This window comes from Cellulophaga sp. BC115SP, assembly GCF_009905545.1.
Lineage (GTDB): Bacteria > Bacteroidota > Bacteroidia > Cytophagales > Spirosomataceae > Flectobacillus > Flectobacillus rivi.
Genome location: NZ_JAAALB010000016.1, coordinates 63137 through 81903, shown reverse-complemented (window position 1 = coordinate 81903; position 18767 = coordinate 63137). Strand labels below are relative to the sequence as shown.

The following is an 18767-nucleotide window of genomic DNA, read 5'->3' as shown; positions in this document are numbered from 1 at the left end:
TTTCAATGCCTCTATCAAAGCTAGAATATTGGGCAAAACGCCTTTATCAATCACGCAATTGGCGAATATTCTTTACGGCAATATTGCTATTGATGGTTTTAGATATTGCTTTTCCAGTGAAAGTTAACCCTCTATATTCTACAGTAATTACTGATTCTGATGGCAAAATATTGCATGCCTTTCTAAATCCTCACGATAAATGGCGAATGCAAACCGAACTTAAAGAAATAACCCCTACCCTTGAAAAGGCTATAATCTTTAAAGAAGATCGTTGGTTTCGTTATCATTTTGGCATTAATCCTATAGCTGTGGGTCGTGCTTTTTTCAACAATATTATCAAAAGACGACGCACCTCTGGTGCTAGTACCATCACCATGCAAGTAGTACGGTTACTCTATCCACAAGAGCGAACCTATTGGCATAAAATCACCGAAATGATTCGAGCCATACAACTTGAATTACATTATTCTAAAGATGAGATTCTCCAAATGTATTTGAGCCTTGTCCCTTATGGCTCTAATATCGAGGGTCTAAAGTCTGCGTCCGTTTTGTATTTTCAAAAGTCGCCAGATGTTTTGAGTTTGGCAGAAGTGACGGCCTTAACCATTATTCCTAATCGACCTTCGAGTTTGAGATTGGGAAAAAACAATACTTATATTTTACAGGAAAGAAATAAATGGTTGCAGCGGTTTGCTGAGGCTGATTTATTTGCGTCCCAAGATATAGAAGATGCCTTGGCAGAGCCTTTACAAGTACGACGACACGAAGCTCCTAAGCTGGCTCCCCATCTTGCCTATCGACTCAAAACTACTTATCCTAATGAGCCAACGATACATTCGAGTTTGCATAGAAATCTACAATTGACCTTAGAAAAAATCGTTCAAAACTATGTTAATAGATTGTATGGTATCAATATCCACAATGCGGCGGTTCTGCTGATCAATAACCAAACCAAACAAGTAGAAGCTTACGTGGGTTCAGCGGATTTTAATAATCCTATAGATGGTGGGCAAGTAGATGGTATCCGAGCGATTCGTTCACCTGGGAGTACGCTCAAACCTTTATTATATGGAATTGCTTTTGACAAGGGCATTATTACACCAAAATCAGCCATAAACGATGTGCCGAGCAATTTTGGAGGCTTTGAGCCCGAAAATTTTGATAAACAATTTCATGGAAAAGTTACAGCCGAATTTGCTCTGGCAAATTCTCTTAATATTCCTGCGGTAAAATTGTTGAAAGATATTTCTACAGCTAGTATGATTGAAAAACTAAAGAAGGCAGAATTTCAAACGATTAAGAAAAGTGCTTCGAAACTAGGATTATCACTAGCGTTGGGAGGTTGTGGTGTTACTTTGGAGGAATTAACCAATCTTTTCAGCAGTTTTGCCCATCAAGGAACATTTACGAAGGCTACTTTACTAGCAGAAGAAAATCCCAATAAACCTACAGAAATCCTTTCGGAAGATGCTACGTTTTTAATAAACCAAATTCTCAGTCAGATAACCCGTCCTGATTTACCCAACAATTATGAATATACCTATCGAATGCCCAAAATTGCTTGGAAAACAGGGACTTCTTTTGGTAAAAAAGATGCTTGGAGTATTGGTTACAACGCCAAATATACTTTAGGAATATGGATTGGAAATTTCTCGGGAGAGGGCGTGCCAGAGCTTTCAGGCGCCAATATTGCTACACCACTTTTGCTAGATATTTTTAATACGATTGATTATAATTCTTCTGCCAAATGGTTTAGTCCAAGCGCTAATTTGGCCATGCGAAAAGTTTGTGCTGAAACAGGTGCTATTCCAAGCGAACATTGTAATCACCAAATCACAGACTACTACATTATGGGTGTATCTAATACGCAAAGTTGTACGCATACCAAAGCTGTTTGGGTAAACCCCTCAGCTACGATAAGTTATTGTGCCGTTTGTATGCCAGATAGCGGTATGGTACAAAAGCAATATCCTGTTTTTGCGCCAGAGCTAATAGCATGGTACCAAACACGACATATTCAGTATGAACAAATACCACCTCATAATCCACAATGTACCAGAGTTTTCAATAACAACGCCCCTATCATTTCGTCGCCTAATGATGGCGCAGAATATTGGATAGAACCCAATGAAGCGGTAAAGCTACAACTGAGCTGTCAAGTCGGCAATGATGTGAAAATGATCTATTGGTACATTAATGATAAGCTTTATCAGAAAAGTGCACCTCAACAAGAAACATTTTTTTATCCAGAGGCAGGAAATATAAAAATTTCATGCACCGACGACAAAGGCCGAACATCTCATATTTATATACAGGTAAAAAGAAATTAGTGATTGATTCAAAATCAATATGCTTTTTAAAGAGTGTTCTCTCCGTTACCTAAAATCATAAATCAACCTTCGTGATGCAGGATAATATACCCTTTAAAAGTTAGTTTATGTGTGAATATGCCCCAATAGCGAGATTAATGATATTCCTTGCATTAAAGCTCAACAACTAAATCCTAACTCCTACTTACAATTTTACTTGGTCTGTTTAAATAGACATCATTTGAGTAAAAAGGGTGTAGAAATAAGAAAAAACGTCAAATCCTCTAATTTTTTTTTATAACTATTTGTATATTAAGAAGAAAGCCGTAATTTTGCAGTCCGTTTCGGTAGCAGCACAACGTTTGCCTGTTGTGAGATAGAGCAAGATGCTGTAAATCAGAAAGTTCAGTTACAAATTTTCTTACCCAAACGCCCGACTTCAATCAGGTAGGGAAAGCTTCCACCCCAACTGGCAGAGAGGAGTCAATCTTGGCATTAAATTTCGCAGTATTGCGAAAAAGTTTAGCGTCACAATCCAACATTTAAAGACATTACAAAGAAATGGCAAAAGAAATAGCTGGCTACGTTAAGTTGCAGTGCAAGGGTGGTGCAGCAAACCCTTCACCTCCAATCGGTCCTGCTTTGGGTTCTAAGGGTTTGAATATCATGGAGTTCTGTAAGCAGTTCAATGCCAGAACACAAGATAAACCAGGTGTTATCCTACCTGTATTAATTACTTACTACAAAGACAAATCATTCGATTTCGTAGTAAAAACTCCTCCTGCTCCAATTTTGATTTTGGAAGCTGCTAAGGTGAAAATTGGTTCAGCTCAGCCAAACTTGAAAAAAGTTGGTTCTGTAACTTGGGACCAAGTACGTACAATTGCTGAAACTAAAATGCCAGACTTAAACTGCTTTACAGTAGAAGCAGCAATGAGCATGGTAGCAGGTACAGCTCGTTCTATGGGTATCACAGTTACAGGAGAAAAACCTTTCTAATTTGAAGGTTTGATGATTTGGAAATGAGAAGATTGAAAAATACGTCATTTCAAAATCTAAACTTTTTCAAATTAGCACATTTTCAAATTTTCAAATTGAAAAGAAATAATGGCTAAGTTAACAAAGAAACAAAAAGAGGCTCTTTCGAAATACGACAAGACGCAAGCGTATTCACTTACGCAAGCGGCTGAGATTTTGAAAGAGATTTCATATACGAAATTCGATAGTTCAGTAGACATCGACGTTCGTTTGGGGGTTGACCCTCGTAAAGCCGACCAAATGGTACGTGGCGTAGTAGCATTGCCTCACGGTACAGGTAAAGATGTACGTGTATTAGTACTTTGTACTCCTGACAAAGAAGAGGAAGCTAAAGCTGCTGGTGCTGATTTCGTTGGTTTGGATGAATATATCCAAAAAATCGAAAAAGGTTGGACAGACATTGATGTAATCATTACTATGCCAACTGTAATGGCTAAAATCGGTCGTTTAGGTCGTGTTTTAGGTCCACGTGGTTTGATGCCAAACCCTAAGTCAGGTACTGTGACTTTGGAAGTAGGTCAAGCTGTGAAAGAAGTGAAAGCTGGTAAAATCGACTTCAAAGTTGACAAAACTGGTATCATTCACACTTCAATTGGTAAGGTTTCATTCGAACCTTCTAAATTGGCTGAAAACGCTCAAGAATTGATCAACACTTTGTTGAAATTGAAGCCATCTTCAGCTAAAGGTACATACGTGCAGTCAATCAATTTGTCTTCAACTATGTCTCCAGGTGTTCAAATTGACAAAGCAACAGTTAACGGTTTGTAATCATGACGAGAGAAGAAAAAGCAGTCATTATTGGTGAGTTGAGCGAAAAGTTCGCTGCTACTCCATACTTCTACATCACTGATACCGGCGGGTTGACCGTTGCAGAAGTAAACGCATTCAGAAGACTTTGTTTTCAACGTGGTTTAGAATACCGTGTTGTTAAAAATACTTTGATTGCTAAAGCACTTGAAACAACTGGTGTTGATTACAGTGCTTTCAATGGAACAGTTTTGAAAGGTTTGTCAGGTGTAATTTTCTCACCAGAAAACCCTAAAACTCCAGCTAAATTAATCAAAGACTTCAAAAAAGAAGCTGGTAAAGATAAAATCCGTTTCAAAGGAGCATCTATCGAAGGTGGTTTGTTCATCGGAGAAGATCAATTAGTAGCTCTTGAAAATGTGAAGTCAAAACAAGAGATGATTGGCGACATCATTGGATTGTTGCAATCTCCTGCGAAAAACGTTGTTTCTGCTCTTCAAAGCAGTGGAGGCAAATTGGCAGGTATCTTGAAAACTTTGTCAGAAAGAGAAGGATAATAACCGACCATTGGTCATTCTTCCTTGAAGGCATACTCTTTGAAAGAGGCTTCCAAGCACAATATAACGCATATTAGTAAATCAAAATCGTAAACAATTAAAATCTATTAATACAATGGCAGATTTAAAAGCATTCGCTGAACAATTAGTAAATTTAACAGTTAAAGAAGTTAACGAATTAGCAGCTATCTTGAAAGATGAGTATGGTATCGAACCTGCTGCTGCTGCTGCAGTTGTTGTAGCTGGTGGTGGTGCTGGTGATGCTGCTGAAGCTCCTGCTGAGAAAACTTCTTTCGACGTAATCTTGAAAGCTGCTGGTGCTAACAAATTAGCAGTAGTTAAATTGGTGAAAGACTTGACTGGTCTTGGCTTGAAAGAAGCTAAAGAAGTAGTTGACGGCGCTCCAAAAGCTATCAAAGAAGGCGTTTCTAAAGAAGAAGCTGAAGGTTTGAAAAAATCTTTAGAAGAAGCTGGTGCTGAAGTTGAAGTTAAGTAATTAACACAATATACAGTATAAAAAAAGAGTCATAACCAAAGGTTATGGCTCTTTTTGCTTTATATCAACTTTTACTAATGATTTTAATCTTTCATTTGTACAAGAATTAGTCGTGCAGGAAGGTTTGCTATTATGTTGGATTGGTACTCTAAAACTGATTAATCCAAAGTCAAACATCCGATATCCCCAATATTCGGGTATCTCTCATGTTTGTGTTTATCTTTAATTCCTTTTGGGTGTATTCCTTTTTACAAACTCATCAAATGAAAATCCTCCAGATCCTATTACCGAAAATACCATAAGCATAATTAACACAAACACCGATAACCATAGCTCAGAGTTTAAATAACTAAAACCATTTCTGAGGTTGGTAAAGAAAACTGCTACAATCATGATAGGAAGCTGTGCAATCGACGCTGTACGAGTAAGACAGCCCAGCAGAATCATGAGTCCTCCTACTAAGTGTGCAAATGCTACATAATGCACTGCCACCACTGTCCACGCATTAAAGTGTAATCCCTGAATCAAAGTTGCAAGATAAGTGGTATCGCCAATAAAGCTAACCCCTTTCATGAAAAGCAAAACGCCCAAAAAAATACGTACGATGTCGAGCCAAGCTGGGTGATGTGTGTCGCCCCAGTGCTCAATTTGTTCGAGGGTTGTCTTAGTCGTAAAAAGGTTTGATTTAGAGGAAGTTAAATGTTTTAAGTGACAATGTCAAGTATATTTGAAGATGAATATTTTAAATAAGTTTTAATGGTCTTCAGAGGCTTTTTTTGTTAAAAATGCCCTGTATAGTGCATTTTCTTTACAACTCCAAATTTTCTTGCTAAAAACTTGATAATCAAAGATTAATTTGGTAATTTTGCAGGCTATCAAAGATTTTACGGATTTTGCATCCCATTTGATAAGTACTTGGTTCCGAAACACTTTTCTTTTTTCGTAGGAAGATTAGCAAAGGGAAACAATGATACTCACATCTACGAGGCTCCATTTGGCACAAAAGCCAAACCTATCAGTTTTGCAAAGAAGAACCTTACTTACCATTCTTTGCTCATTGATACCAACTGGTAACAGTAAACTTTTACAGTAAACTTCAAAACAGTAACAGCCTTGGCACACATGACAAACACTGGCAGACTCGCGTTCGCCAAAGTTAAGAATTTGCTTGAGTACCCAGATTTCTTGGATATTCAGGTGAAGTCATTTCAGGAGTTCTTCCAATTGGAAACTCCTGCTGAAAATCGTAATGACGAGGGTCTATTTAAGGTTTTTGCAGAGAACTTCCCTATCGCGGATTCTCGTGAAAACTTTGTTCTCGAATTTATTGACTATTCGGTTGACCCTCCAAAATATTCGGTAGATGAGTGTATCGACCGTGGTCTTACTTACTCGGTACCTTTAAAAGCGAAACTTCGTTTGATTTGTAATGATGACGACAACGAAGATTTCGAAACTATTGAGCAAGAAGTATTCTTAGGAAATATTCCTTACATGACTGAGCGCGGCTCATTCGTAATCAACGGAGCTGAGCGTGTAATTGTATCGCAATTGCACCGTTCTCCAGGGGTATTCTTCTCTCAAAGCCGTCACACAAATGGTACAAAGTTGTACTCAGCTCGTATTATTCCTTTCAAAGGTTCTTGGATTGAATTTGCAACTGACGTAAACAACGTAATGTATGCTTACATCGACCGTAAGAAAAAGTTCCCTGTAACAACTCTTTTACGTGCGATTGGTTTCGGTTCAGATAAAGAAATCTTAGACTTGTTTGGTCTTTCTGAAGAAGTTAGAGCTGACCAAGCTACTTTGAAAAAAGCAGTAGGTCGTCGCTTGGCTGCAAGGGTATTGAGAACTTGGCAAGAAGACTTCGTAGATGAAGATACTGGTGAAGTAGTATCTATCGACCGTAACGAAGTATTGTTGGAGCGTGACTCTGTTATTTCTGCCAATGACATCGAAACTATTTTAGATGCAGGTCTTGATACAATCATTCTTCACAAAGAAGATATGAACGTAAACGATTATAACATCATTTATAATACGTTACAAAAAGACTCTTCAAACTCTGAAAAAGAAGCGGTTGAGCAAATTTACCGTCAGTTGCGTAACACAGAAGCACCTGATGAGCAAACAGCTCGTGATATTATCCAAAACTTGTTCTTCTCTGACAAACGTTACGATTTAGGTGAGGTAGGTCGCTACAGAATTAACAAGAAATTGGGACATGATATTCCGATGGAAACAAAAGTTTTAACAAAAGATGATATCATCTCTATTGTTAAATACTTAATCGGTTTGATCAACTCTAAAGCTGTAGTCGATGATATTGACCACTTGTCAAACCGTCGTGTTCGTACAGTAGGTGAGCAATTATATGCTCAATTTGGTGTAGGTTTGGCTCGTATGGCTCGTACAATCAAAGAACGTATGAACGTTCGTGATAACGAAGACTTCAAGCCAGTAGATTTGATCAACGCTCGTACGCTTTCATCAGTAATCAACTCGTTCTTCGGAACTAACCAGCTTTCTCAGTTCATGGACCAAACAAACCCATTGGCTGAGATTACTCACAAGCGTCGTTTATCGGCCCTTGGACCTGGTGGTCTTTCTCGCGAACGTGCAGGTTTTGAGGTTCGTGACGTTCACTATACGCACTATGGTCGTCTTTGTACGATTGAAACTCCTGAAGGTCCAAACATCGGTTTGATTTCATCACTTTGCGTTCACGCAAAAATCAACTCGATGGGCTTTATTGAAACACCTTACCGTGTTGTTGAAGGAGGTAAAGTACAGGTAGATCAAGTTCATTATTTGACAGCAGAAGAAGAAGATGGTAAAAACATCATTCAGGCAAATGCTTCTTATGGTGATGATGGTTTGTTTGAAAGCGATCGTGTAAAAGCTCGTTTTGAAGGTGACTTCCCAAGAGTTGACCCACAAGAGGCTCAATTCATGGACGTTGCTCCAAACCAAATTGTATCAGTTGCAGCATCTTTGATTCCATTCTTGGAACACGATGATGCCAACCGTGCCTTGATGGGTTCAAACATGCAACGTCAGGCCGTGCCATTGTTGCGTCCTGAAGCTCCTATCGTAGGTACAGGTCTTGAAGCTCGTGTAGCACTTGACTCTCGCACATTAGTTGTTGCAGAAGCAGATGGTGTTATTGCTTATGTAGACAGTATCAAAATCGTTGTAAAATACGATATGTCTCCTAATGAGTACCTAGTAAGCTTTGAAGGTGATACAAAAGAATACAAATTGATTAAGTTCCGTAGAACTAACCAGGATACTACAATCAACTTGAAGCCAATTGTTCGTAAAGGACAACGTGTGAAAAAAGGAGAAGCACTTTGTGAGGGTTATGCAACACAACAAGGTGAATTGGCACTTGGACGTAACATGAAAGTAGCCTTCATGCCTTGGCAAGGTTACAACTTCGAGGATGCGATTGTAATTTCTGAGAAAGTTGTTCGTGATGATATCTTTACTTCAATCCACATTGAAGAGTTTGAACTAGAAGTTCGTGATACAAAACGTGGTGAAGAAGAATTAACAGCTGAGATTCCTAACGTTTCTGAAGAAACTGTGAAGAACTTAGATGAAAATGGTGTTGTACGCGTAGGTTCTGAAGTAAAAGAAGGAGATATCCTTATTGGTAAAATCACACCAAAAGGAGAGTCTGATCCAACTCCAGAAGAAAAACTACTTCGTGCTATCTTCGGTGATAAAGCTGGTGATGTGAAGGATGCTTCTAAGAAAGCACCACCATCATTGAAAGGTGTTGTTATCGATACCAAATTGTTCAGCCGTCCTAAGAAAGATAAAGACGAGCGTGAGAAAGCGAAGAAAGAATTGGCAATTTTGTCAAAACAATTGTCAAGAGACCTTACTTCTATTCGTGCTACGATGATAGGCAAAATGGTTGAATTGTTAGAAGGTAAAACTTGTAACGGTATCAAACATAAATTCGGTTCGGTTATCCTTGAAAAAGGAATCAAGTTTACAGCTCGTAACATTGAAGAAGCTTTGTTCCCAGCTAAAAACTTGTACCGTGACGATAGCTCATATAGCGTTCCTGAAGAGGCTAACTTGTTGGCTGACTTGATTTTGGAAGAGGCTAGTGAAGACGATGCAGCTAACAAATTGTTGTTACAGTTAGTGAAAAACTACAACGTTCGTCGTAACGAACTAGTAGGTCGCTTCAAACGTGAAAGATTCGTATTAGAAGTAGGTGACGAATTGCCAGCGGGTATCGTGAAATTGGCGAAAGTATATATCGCTAAGAAACGTAAGTTGAAAGTGGGTGACAAAATGGCGGGTCGCCACGGTAACAAAGGGGTTGTAGCTCGTATTGTACGTGACGAAGATATGCCATTCTTAGAAGATGGAACTCCAGTAGACATCGTGTTGAACCCACTAGGGGTACCTTCACGTATGAACATCGGTCAGATTTATGAAACAGTATTGGCTTGGGCAGGTGAAAAATTGAACAAGAAATACGCTACTCCAATCTTTGACGGTGCTACAGAAGCTGAAGTTGCTCACGAATTGACATTAGCAGGATTACCATCTTGGGGTCGTACATACTTGTATAATGGTCTTAGCGGCGAGCGTTTTGACCAACCAGTAACAGTAGGTATTATTTACATGCTGAAATTGGGTCACTTAGTAGATGACAAAATGCACGCACGTTCAATCGGACCATACTCATTGATTACGCAACAACCTCTTGGTGGTAAAGCACAATTTGGTGGTCAGCGTTTTGGTGAAATGGAGGTTTGGGCACTCGAAGCGTTTGGTGCTGCTAATATCCTTCAAGAAATTTTGACAGTTAAATCCGATGACGTAGTAGGTCGTGCAAAAGCATACGAAGCTATCGTTAAAGGTGAAAACATGCCAAAACCAGGTATTCCAGAATCATTCAACGTATTGATCCACGAACTAAGAGGTTTAGCTCTAGAAATTACGTTAGAGTAATAAATGACAAAGAAGCTAGGTGTTTGGTTACTAGGTATAATACCTCCTTTAATGTTTGCCTATTTCTGTTTTTATCATACACAAAACCTTGTGATCTATGATGACTACACGATGGTAGCAGGAGCATTTTTAGGAGAACTAAAAGCATCAACTATTAGCGAAAAACTTACTGCGTTGTTTGCACAGCACAATGAGTATCGTTTTCCTATTTTGACGCTGATGAGTATGTTTCAATATAAAGTGTTTGGTCAGATTCATTTCAACTATTACCCTTATATTGGAGACTTCTCATTGCTAGGATTATATTTAGTAGTATATAGTACCTTCAGAAGAGTTGAAAGTAGTAGTAAGCTGTTGCCAATGGTATATCTTATGTTTCCTTTACATATTTATATCATTATTACCTGGGCAAACTCTTCATGTCAGTACTTATGGGCTTTGTTTTATAGTATTTGGACAGTATATCTATTGTTACAGAAAAATTCTAAGTGGAATTACCTTGCATTTGGAACTGTACTAATGGGCATTTTTTCCTTTGGTAGTGGCATTTTTGCCCTACCATTGGGAGCTGTCATCTTATTAGTAGAAAAGAAATATAAGTTGCTATTGGCATGGTTGACTTATGCAGCGATAATAGTCGGATTTTATTTTCATGGTTACCAAAAGCAACCATTTATTGAATTAGGACTAAAGACGTTTCAAGAGCATCCAACTTATATTCCTTTAGGTTTTTTGTACATTTGGGGTGGATGGGCTGATTTATCCTTGTCGTCATTAAGTTTTTGGAAGGCTACAGTACCAGGTATAGCAGGGTTTTTAACTCTCCTTTTGGTATTTTTTGTTTTGTGGAAATCTTTTCTCAATATGAGAGCAAAAGATCAAACGACACGTTTTGTAGCATCATTTACATTTTATGCGCTTGGATATCTACTTTTTACAACCAGTGTAATCGCATTTGGTCGAACAGGAAGTGATCCAGAATTTACGATGTTAGTTTCCAATCATCGTTATTATGCTTTCATGGCACTGGCATTAGTGTATGGATATTTTGTGATGAATGTAAGGTATGCACATTTTGCTAAAATTGCTCTAGGGTTTTCTATGGCAGTCTTCTTTTTAGGATATGCAAAATTTTGGGGATTAATGTCCTCGCGTGCCAAACTTTTAGCAGCAGTAACATTTAATCATTATTATGATGGTGTTCCTCCTACTCATCCGCATTATAACCCATTCTACTTTATCAAAAAGACGAACGATTCGTTAATGAATCATTATAAGGCTTATGTTTTTCCGGCAACACCCTTGCATAAAGAATGGAAATCATTTGCTGAAAAACCGACTTTTGAGAAGGAAACTTTGACTTTGCAATCTGTGGTAACAGATTCCACTTTGATATTAGACGGTAATAATCTGGAGCAATCTGGACTTAATGGAACTTATTACTTGTTGAAGTCGAAAGAACATTTATTTGTGTATAACCCAAGTAGAGTTCAGTTGGCATCCAAAAAACCATATTTACAAAGCTCAGAATACAATACGATTATATCAAAAAGCGAACTGTACAAAGGATCTTACGAGTTAATCTTGTGTGATTATCAGGAGTCAAAAGCAAAATATTATAAGACAAATCTTACTTGGGATGTTTTATAAATGAATAACGCTTTTCATAAGTGAATGAGTACTCACGCTTAATCGTAAGGTTATTTTTCTGAAAGTCAATTACCAAGGAGAAGTAAGGCCATGTGTTAATTTCTCCAAACCCTTAGATATTTTAAATTAAAAACAGATTTAAAAATGTCATTCAAAAAAAATAGAAAATTAAATAGCGACTTCCAGAGAGTAACAATCTCGTTGGCATCGCCAGAGTCAATTCTTGAAGGTTCGCATGGTGAGGTTACTCAACCTGAAACCATCAACTATAGGACTTACAAACCAGAGATGGGTGGTTTGTTCTGCGAGCGTATCTTCGGTCCAACGAAAGACTGGGAATGTCACTGTGGAAAATATAAGCGTATTCGCTATAAAGGTATCATCTGTGACCGTTGTGGTGTAGAGGTTACTGAGAAAAAAGTACGTCGTGAGCGTATGGGACACATCGAATTGGTGGTTCCTGTAGCACACATCTGGTACTTCCGTAGCTTACCTAACAAAATTGGTTATTTGCTAGGTCTTTCTACTAAAAAATTGGATCAAGTTATCTACTACGAAAGATATGTGGTAGTTCAACCTGGTATCAAAGAGGAAGATGGTGTTAACAAAATGGACTTCTTAACAGAAGACGAATATTTGGACATTATCGACAAATTGCCTCGCGAAAACCAATTGCTTCCTGACGAAGATCCTCAAAAATTCATCGCTAAGATGGGTGCAGAGGCACTTGAAATGTTGTTGAAACGTACTGCGTTAGATGACCTTTCTTATAGCCTTCGTCACTCGGCTGCTAATGATACTTCTCAACAACGTAAAGCTGAAGCTTTAAAACGTTTGAAAGTAGTTGAAGCTTTCCGTGAAGCAGGTACTCGTATCGAGAACAAACCAGAATGGATGGTAATTAAAATGGTTCCTGTAATTCCACCAGAATTACGTCCATTGGTACCGCTAGATGGTGGTCGTTTTGCAACGTCCGATTTGAACGATCTTTACCGTCGTGTAATTATTCGTAACAACCGTTTGAAGCGTTTGATCGAAATCAAAGCTCCTGAAGTAATTTTACGTAACGAAAAACGTATGCTTCAAGAAGCTGTTGACTCATTGTTTGATAACTCACGTAAAGTTAACGCTGTTCGTTCTGAAGGTAACCGTGCTTTGAAATCTCTTTCTGATATGTTGAAAGGTAAGCAAGGTCGTTTCCGTCAAAACTTGTTAGGTAAACGTGTTGACTACTCTGGTCGTTCGGTAATTGTAGTAGGTCCTGAATTGAAGATGCACGAGTGTGGTTTGCCAAAAGATATGGCTGCCGAGCTATTCAAACCATTTGTTATTCGCAAATTGATTGAGCGTGGTATCGTTAAAACGGTAAAATCTGCTAAGAAAATCGTTGATAGGAAAGACCCTGTAGTTTGGGATATCTTGGAAAACGTAATGAAAGGACACCCTGTTCTTCTTAACCGTGCCCCAACTCTCCACCGTTTGGGTATCCAAGCTTTCCAACCTAAGTTGATCGAAGGTAAAGCTATCCAATTGCACCCGTTGACTTGTACGGCCTTCAACGCCGACTTTGATGGTGACCAGATGGCGGTACACGTACCACTAGGTCAAGAGGCTATCCTTGAGGCATCTTTATTGATGTTGGCTTCGCACAACATCTTGAACCCTGCCAACGGTGCTCCTATTACAGTACCTTCTCAAGACATGGTTCTTGGTTTGTACTACGTAACAAAAGGACGTAGACATACACCAGAGTACCCAATTGTAGGTGAAGGAATGAAATTCTACGGCTTTGAAGAAGTAGTAATTGGTATGAACGAAGGTAGAGTTTCGAAACATGCTAATATCGAAGTAAAAGCTAAGGTTCGTAAAGAAGACGGTACATTGGTAGACGAAATGGTGAAAACTGTTGCGGGTCGTGTATTGTTTAACCTTTGTGTTCCTGAAGAAGTAGGATATATCAATGAATTGTTGACAAAGAAAAAATTGCAACAAATCATTTCTCAAGTATTTAAAATCTCAGGCGTAGCTCGTACAGCTAAATTCTTGGATGATATTAAAGAATTGGGTTACCAAATGGCCTTCAAAGGTGGTCTTTCAATGGGTATCGGTGATATTATCGTACCAGAAGAAAAGGCTGAGTTAATTACTAAAGCTACTGAAGATGTGGCTTCTGTAACAGACAACTACTTGATGGGTCTTATTACCGATAATGAGCGTTACAATGCTGTTATTGATATTTGGACGAAAGTAAACTCGAAAATCACGGATACGTTGATGAAGCAAATGGAAAATGACCAGCAAGGCTTCAACGCGATCTTTATGATGATGCACTCAGGTGCTCGTGGTTCTCGTGAACAGATTCGTCAGTTAGGTGGTATGCGTGGTTTGATGGCAAAACCTCAAAAGAACTTACAAGGTTCGGTAGGTGAAATCATCGAAAACCCAATCCTTTCTAACTTTAAAGAAGGTCTAGACGTACTTGAGTACTTTATCTCAACGCACGGTGCTCGTAAAGGTCTTGCCGATACAGCCTTGAAAACTGCCGATGCGGGTTACTTGACTCGTCGTTTGCATGACGTTGCTCAAGATGTTATCGTAAACGAAGAGGATTGTGGTACTTTACGTGGTATCCAAATTGCTGCGTTGAAAGATAACGAAGAGATCATCGAACCACTTTCAGAACGTATCTTAGGTCGTGTGTCAATTCACGATGTACATGATCCTGTTACTGGTGAATTGTTGATTCCTGCTGGTGAAGAAATCACTGAGGAAATGGCAACAAGTGTAGATGATACTGCTATTGATTCTATCGAGATTCGTTCGGTATTAACTTGTGAAACTCGTAATGGTGTTTGTGCTAAGTGTTATGGACGTAACCTTTCAACAGGTAGAATGGTAAGTATTGGTGAAGCTGTAGGTGTAATTGCATCTCAGTCAATTGGTGAGCCAGGTACACAGTTGACACTTCGTACATTCCACGTTGGGGGTACTGCACAAAACGTAACCCTAGATGCAACAATCAAAGCGAAATTTGATGGTATCATCCGTTTCGAAGAGATGCGTACTGTAGCCTCTGTAGATCCAGAAGGTAATCCAGTAGAAATCGTAATGGGTCGTTCGGGTGAGGTTCAAATTGTGAATCCAGCTACTAACCAAGTATATATCACGAACAACGTTCCGTATGGTGCTTACTTGCGTGTGAAAGATGGACAAACTATTACTAAAGGTGCAGAAATTTGTGCTTGGGATCCATACAACGCCGTAATCCTTTCTGAAGCAGATGGTATTGCACGATTCGACTCAATCGAAGAAAATATCACTTATAAGGAGGAAGCCGATGAGCAAACTGGTTTGAGAGAAAAAGTTATCATCGAATCTAAGGATAAAACAAAGAACCCTTCAATCGTAATTGTTAACAAAAACGGTGAAGAAACTTCTTTCAACGTACCTGTGGCTGCTCGCCTTTCTGTTGAGAATGGTGCTGTAATCAAACCAGGTCAAATTCTTGCTAAGATTCCTCGTGCAGCTGGTAAAACTCGTGACATTACGGGTGGTCTTCCACGTGTAACCGAGTTGTTCGAAGCTCGTAACCCATCTAACCCTGCCGTAGTTTCTGAAATCGACGGTGTAATTACATTAGGTGGTATCAAACGTGGTAACCGTGAAATCTATGTGAAAGCTAAAGATGGTGCTGAACGTAAATACTTAGTTCCACTTTCGAAACACATTCTTGTACAAAACAATGACTTTGTTCGTGCAGGTGTGCCTCTTTCAGATGGAGCAATTACGCCATCAGATATCTTGGCTATCAAAGGACCAACAGCGGTACAAGAATACTTAGTAAATGAGATTCAGGACGTTTACCGTTTGCAAGGTGTAAAAATCAACGATAAGCACATCGAATGTATCGTTCGTCAGATGATGCAAAAAGTAGAAATCGTTGATTCTGGTGATACCATGTTCTTGAACAATCAGAATGTAGACCGTTTTGCTGTACGTTTGGCAAATGACGATATTCTTGACAAGAAAGTTGTTGTAGATGCAGGTGACTCAGATAAAATGAAAGTTGGTATGATTGTAACGACTCGTGCGTTGCGTGATGAAAACTCTTCATTGAAACGACGTGACTTACGTAAAGTAGAGGTTCGTGACGCTCAACCAGCAGTTTCTCAACCAAACTTGCAAGGTATTACTCAGGCGTCATTGGGTACTGAATCATTCATCTCGGCTGCGTCATTCCAAGAGACAACGAAAGTATTATCTGAAGCTTCTATCAGAGCGAAATCAGATGGCTTAGATGGCTTGAAAGAAAACGTAATCGTAGGTCACTTGATTCCAGCAGGTACTGGTGTTCGTAAATACCAAGATTATATCATTACTTCAAAAGAAGAGTTACAACAAATCGAAACAGCTAAAGAACAGCAAGCTCAACAAAAAGTGGGTGGCTATCGTAAAGCTCGTTGGATTGTTTAGTCCAAACTTCATTTTGAACATATTTTCAAAGGCTCTTAGATTCAGTTCTAAGAGCCTTTGGCTTTTTTGATAGAAAATATCAAATTCTCAAAAGGGATAAATCTTGTTTTATGGGTCGTAATTGTTTGTAATACAGCTATTTGTGGTTTAAATATTCATGGTGATTTTTAATGATATTTTTCAAAAAAATGTCTATTTATCTATTTTAAAGGCTTTTTAATGACCTTGGTACACCTTACTAAGCAGTATCTTTTCAAAAGAAAAAAACTTAATTAAAAGCTGGAATAATTGAATAGGTGATGTTTTTGATTAAATTTGAAAATCAAACTTTTATGTTTTTAAACTATGGCAAATCAACAAGACGAGACACAAATTAATGTAGAGCTTACAGAGGAAATGGCTGAAGGCGAGTACGTAAACCTTGCAATGATAGCACATTCACAAAGTGAATTTGTAATTGATTTTATTAAAATGATGCCAGGATTGCCTAAAGCACGTGTGAAATCACGTGTAATAATGACACCTGATCATGCTTACAGATTATTGAATGCTTTGAAAGATAACATTGCAAAATATGAGGATGCATACGGTAGTATTTCTGATGAGAAAGGCGCCATAGGCTTCCAATTCCCAACAAATTATAGTGGTCCAGTCGGAGAAGCATAACTTTCGATTTGACTATTTACTATGAAAATTTAATCCTATCTGCTTGGTTAACCTATCGGGTTTGAGTCAATTGATAGACTCCAAAATAAAAGAGTCTATCTTCTGGAATAGTTAACTCATACCCGAGAATACCAAGCCTCTACCTGTAGTACACGCATTTTCCAACCTAATGGTTTGGGACACATCAACATCCTTAAGAAATAATATCTCTAAAATAGAGTAGAATAAACCCCTTATTTTACTTTCTAGTCAAGTATGTATTTACAAATTATATTCGTTGTGTGATGGATCTTAAACTAACTAAGTCATTTTTGTCGACAGCTACTGCCCAATTTAAAGGACAAGTACAAGTGCCTGATGAAACGCTATTCTCTTTACCTGAAAAAGTATTACAGTTTGGTACAGGCGTATTATTAAGAGGCTTATGCGATTATTTTATCGATAAAGCTAACAAACAAGGTGTTTTTAACGGAAGAGTCGTTGTGGTAAAATCCACAGATAAAGGCGATGCCGATGCCTTTAATGAGCAAGATGGCTTATATACTCACTGTATAAAAGGCTTAGAAAATGGTAAGTTGATTGAAGAAACAATCATTAATAGTGCTATTTCTCGTACCTTATCTGCCCGTAACGAATGGAGTGCTATTTTGGAATGCGCACGCAACCCTGAAATGCAGGTTATAATTTCGAATACAACAGAGGTAGGTATTGCATTACTCGAATCAGACAAGGTAACTTCGACACCACCGCAATCTTTTCCTGTAAAATTATTGGCATTCTTGTATGAAAGATGGAAACACTTTGGTGGTTCTGCTGAAAGCGGAATGGTGATTGTTCCAACTGAGCTGATTGTTGGCAATGGTGATAAATTACAAGAAATTGTTTTAGAACAAGCTCACCGTAACGCGCTTGAGCCTGAGTTTATCGAGTGGATAGATACACATAATCGCTTCTGTAATTCATTGGTAGATAGGATTGTACCAGGAAAACCAGAAAATGCAACCGAAATCCTACAAAAATTAGGTTACCAAGACGACCTAGTAATTATGTCGGAAGTGTATCGCTTGTGGGCTATTCAAGGCGACGAGCACGTTCGTAAGGTATTGAGTTTTGCACAAGTTGATGAAGGTGTTATTATCGATAAAGACATCGAAATTTATCGTGAATTAAAACTCCGTCTGTTGAATGGAACACATACGCTGATGTGTGGTATGGCGTATTTACTAGGTTTTAAATACGTAAAAGACGTTATGGCAAATGGCTATATGAGTCGTATTATTACCAATCTCATGTTGGGCGAATTGTCGTTGGCTATTCCATATAAAGTGGATTCAAAAACAGCAGATCGTTTCGGTCGTATGGTTTTGGATCGTTTCCGTAATCCATATATCAATCATAAGTTGTTGGATATTACGGTACAATATTCTGCTAAAATGCGTATGCGTAATATCCCAATTTTGATGGAATACTACCGTGAGTTTGGTCGTGCTCCAGAATTATTTGCCATGGGTTTTGCCGCTTATTTGCAGTTTATGCATGCTGTAAAGGAGGTAAATGGCAACTATTATGGAGAATGTAACGGCGAGCATTATCAAATTAACTGTAACTACGCATCCTATTTTTACGAAGCTTGGGATAATTTTGATTTGCATAAAGTATTGTCTAATCGTAGTCTTTGGGGCGAAGATTTGACTCAACTAGCAGGCTTTGAAGAATCAGTATCTAAATACTTGTAAGCACTGTTTGTTTATCATATATTAAAATAAAAGAGGCGTTCTATCTCATCAAGAGTTTAGAACGCCTTTTTGCATTCCTAAAATAAGATTTCTGAAACGTATTTGTTATCTT

11 protein-coding genes are annotated in these 18767 nt (G+C 38.4%); 10 read left to right on the top strand and 1 reads right to left on the bottom strand.

Going from position 1 to position 18767, the window contains the following annotated elements:
* Positions 1-5 precede the first annotated feature (5 nt).
* The 5 genes from pbpC to rplL all read left to right on the top strand — a co-directional run bounded on the left by pbpC (position 6) and on the right by rplL (position 5147).
* Positions 6-2330 carry a penicillin-binding protein 1C gene (gene pbpC, locus GVN22_RS13775; protein ID WP_166551588.1) on the top strand — a complete coding sequence of 775 codons (2325 nt, stop codon included), beginning with the start codon at positions 6-8 and terminating at the stop codon, positions 2328-2330.
* A 540-nt stretch (positions 2331-2870) separates the two neighbouring features.
* Positions 2871-3308, top strand: a complete 438-nt coding sequence (gene rplK / locus GVN22_RS13770; RefSeq protein ID WP_166551587.1) for a 50S ribosomal protein L11 — start codon at positions 2871-2873, stop codon at positions 3306-3308.
* A gap of 108 nt (positions 3309-3416) precedes the next feature.
* Positions 3417-4115 carry a 50S ribosomal protein L1 gene (rplA, locus tag GVN22_RS13765; RefSeq protein ID WP_166551586.1) on the top strand — a complete coding sequence of 233 codons (699 nt, stop codon included), beginning with the start codon at positions 3417-3419 and terminating at the stop codon, positions 4113-4115.
* 2 nt (positions 4116-4117) lie between these two features.
* The gene (gene rplJ / locus GVN22_RS13760; protein WP_095161118.1) at positions 4118-4651 is read left to right on the top strand and encodes a 50S ribosomal protein L10; all 534 of its coding nucleotides are present in this window, start codon (positions 4118-4120) and stop codon (positions 4649-4651) included.
* Between the two features lie 115 nt (positions 4652-4766).
* Positions 4767-5147: a 50S ribosomal protein L7/L12 gene (gene rplL, locus GVN22_RS13755; protein ID WP_026997920.1), complete on the top strand. Its 381-nt coding sequence runs from the start codon at positions 4767-4769 to the stop codon at positions 5145-5147.
* Positions 5148-5369: 222 nt separating this feature from the next.
* Here rplL and GVN22_RS13750 read toward each other — a convergent pair whose 3' ends face one another.
* Positions 5370-5744, bottom strand: coding sequence for a DoxX family protein (locus tag GVN22_RS13750; RefSeq protein ID WP_370520416.1), 375 nt, complete (start codon positions 5742-5744; stop codon positions 5370-5372).
* 525 nt (positions 5745-6269) lie between these two features.
* Between GVN22_RS13750 and rpoB the strand changes: the two genes are divergently transcribed.
* The 5 genes from rpoB to GVN22_RS13725 all read left to right on the top strand — a co-directional run bounded on the left by rpoB (position 6270) and on the right by GVN22_RS13725 (position 18655).
* Entirely contained in the window at positions 6270-10130 is a 3861-nt protein-coding gene (gene rpoB, locus GVN22_RS13745) for a DNA-directed RNA polymerase subunit beta (RefSeq protein ID WP_166551624.1), read from the top strand.
* A 3-nt stretch (positions 10131-10133) separates the two neighbouring features.
* Entirely contained in the window at positions 10134-11780 is a 1647-nt protein-coding gene (locus GVN22_RS13740; protein ID WP_166551584.1) for a hypothetical protein, read from the top strand.
* A 144-nt stretch (positions 11781-11924) separates the two neighbouring features.
* Complete coding sequence (gene rpoC, locus GVN22_RS13735; protein ID WP_166551583.1) at positions 11925-16253, top strand: DNA-directed RNA polymerase subunit beta'; 4329 nt, start codon at positions 11925-11927, stop codon at positions 16251-16253.
* Positions 16254-16598: 345 nt separating this feature from the next.
* Positions 16599-16919 (top strand): DUF3467 domain-containing protein, encoded by a 321-nt coding sequence (locus GVN22_RS13730; RefSeq protein WP_095161123.1) that lies wholly within the window; start codon positions 16599-16601, stop codon positions 16917-16919.
* A 284-nt stretch (positions 16920-17203) separates the two neighbouring features.
* On the top strand, positions 17204-18655 hold the full coding sequence (locus tag GVN22_RS13725; protein ID WP_166551582.1) for a tagaturonate reductase: 1452 nt from the start codon (positions 17204-17206) through the stop codon (positions 18653-18655).
* Positions 18656-18767: the final 112 nt, after the last annotated feature.

Coding starts and splice junctions, on each gene's coding strand:
- rplK (WP_166551587.1), top strand. CDS start 2,871: ATGGCAAAAGAAATAGCTGGCTACGTTAAGTTGCAGTGCAAGGGTGGT.
- GVN22_RS13740 (WP_166551584.1), top strand. CDS start 10,134: ATGACAAAGAAGCTAGGTGTTTGGTTACTAGGTATAATACCTCCTTTA.
- pbpC (WP_166551588.1), top strand. CDS start 6: ATGCCTCTATCAAAGCTAGAATATTGGGCAAAACGCCTTTATCAATCA.
- rplL (WP_026997920.1), top strand. CDS start 4,767: ATGGCAGATTTAAAAGCATTCGCTGAACAATTAGTAAATTTAACAGTT.
- rpoB (WP_166551624.1), top strand. CDS start 6,270: ATGACAAACACTGGCAGACTCGCGTTCGCCAAAGTTAAGAATTTGCTT.
- GVN22_RS13725 (WP_166551582.1), top strand. CDS start 17,204: ATGGATCTTAAACTAACTAAGTCATTTTTGTCGACAGCTACTGCCCAA.
- rplA (WP_166551586.1), top strand. CDS start 3,417: ATGGCTAAGTTAACAAAGAAACAAAAAGAGGCTCTTTCGAAATACGAC.
- rplJ (WP_095161118.1), top strand. CDS start 4,118: ATGACGAGAGAAGAAAAAGCAGTCATTATTGGTGAGTTGAGCGAAAAG.
- rpoC (WP_166551583.1), top strand. CDS start 11,925: ATGTCATTCAAAAAAAATAGAAAATTAAATAGCGACTTCCAGAGAGTA.
- GVN22_RS13730 (WP_095161123.1), top strand. CDS start 16,599: ATGGCAAATCAACAAGACGAGACACAAATTAATGTAGAGCTTACAGAG.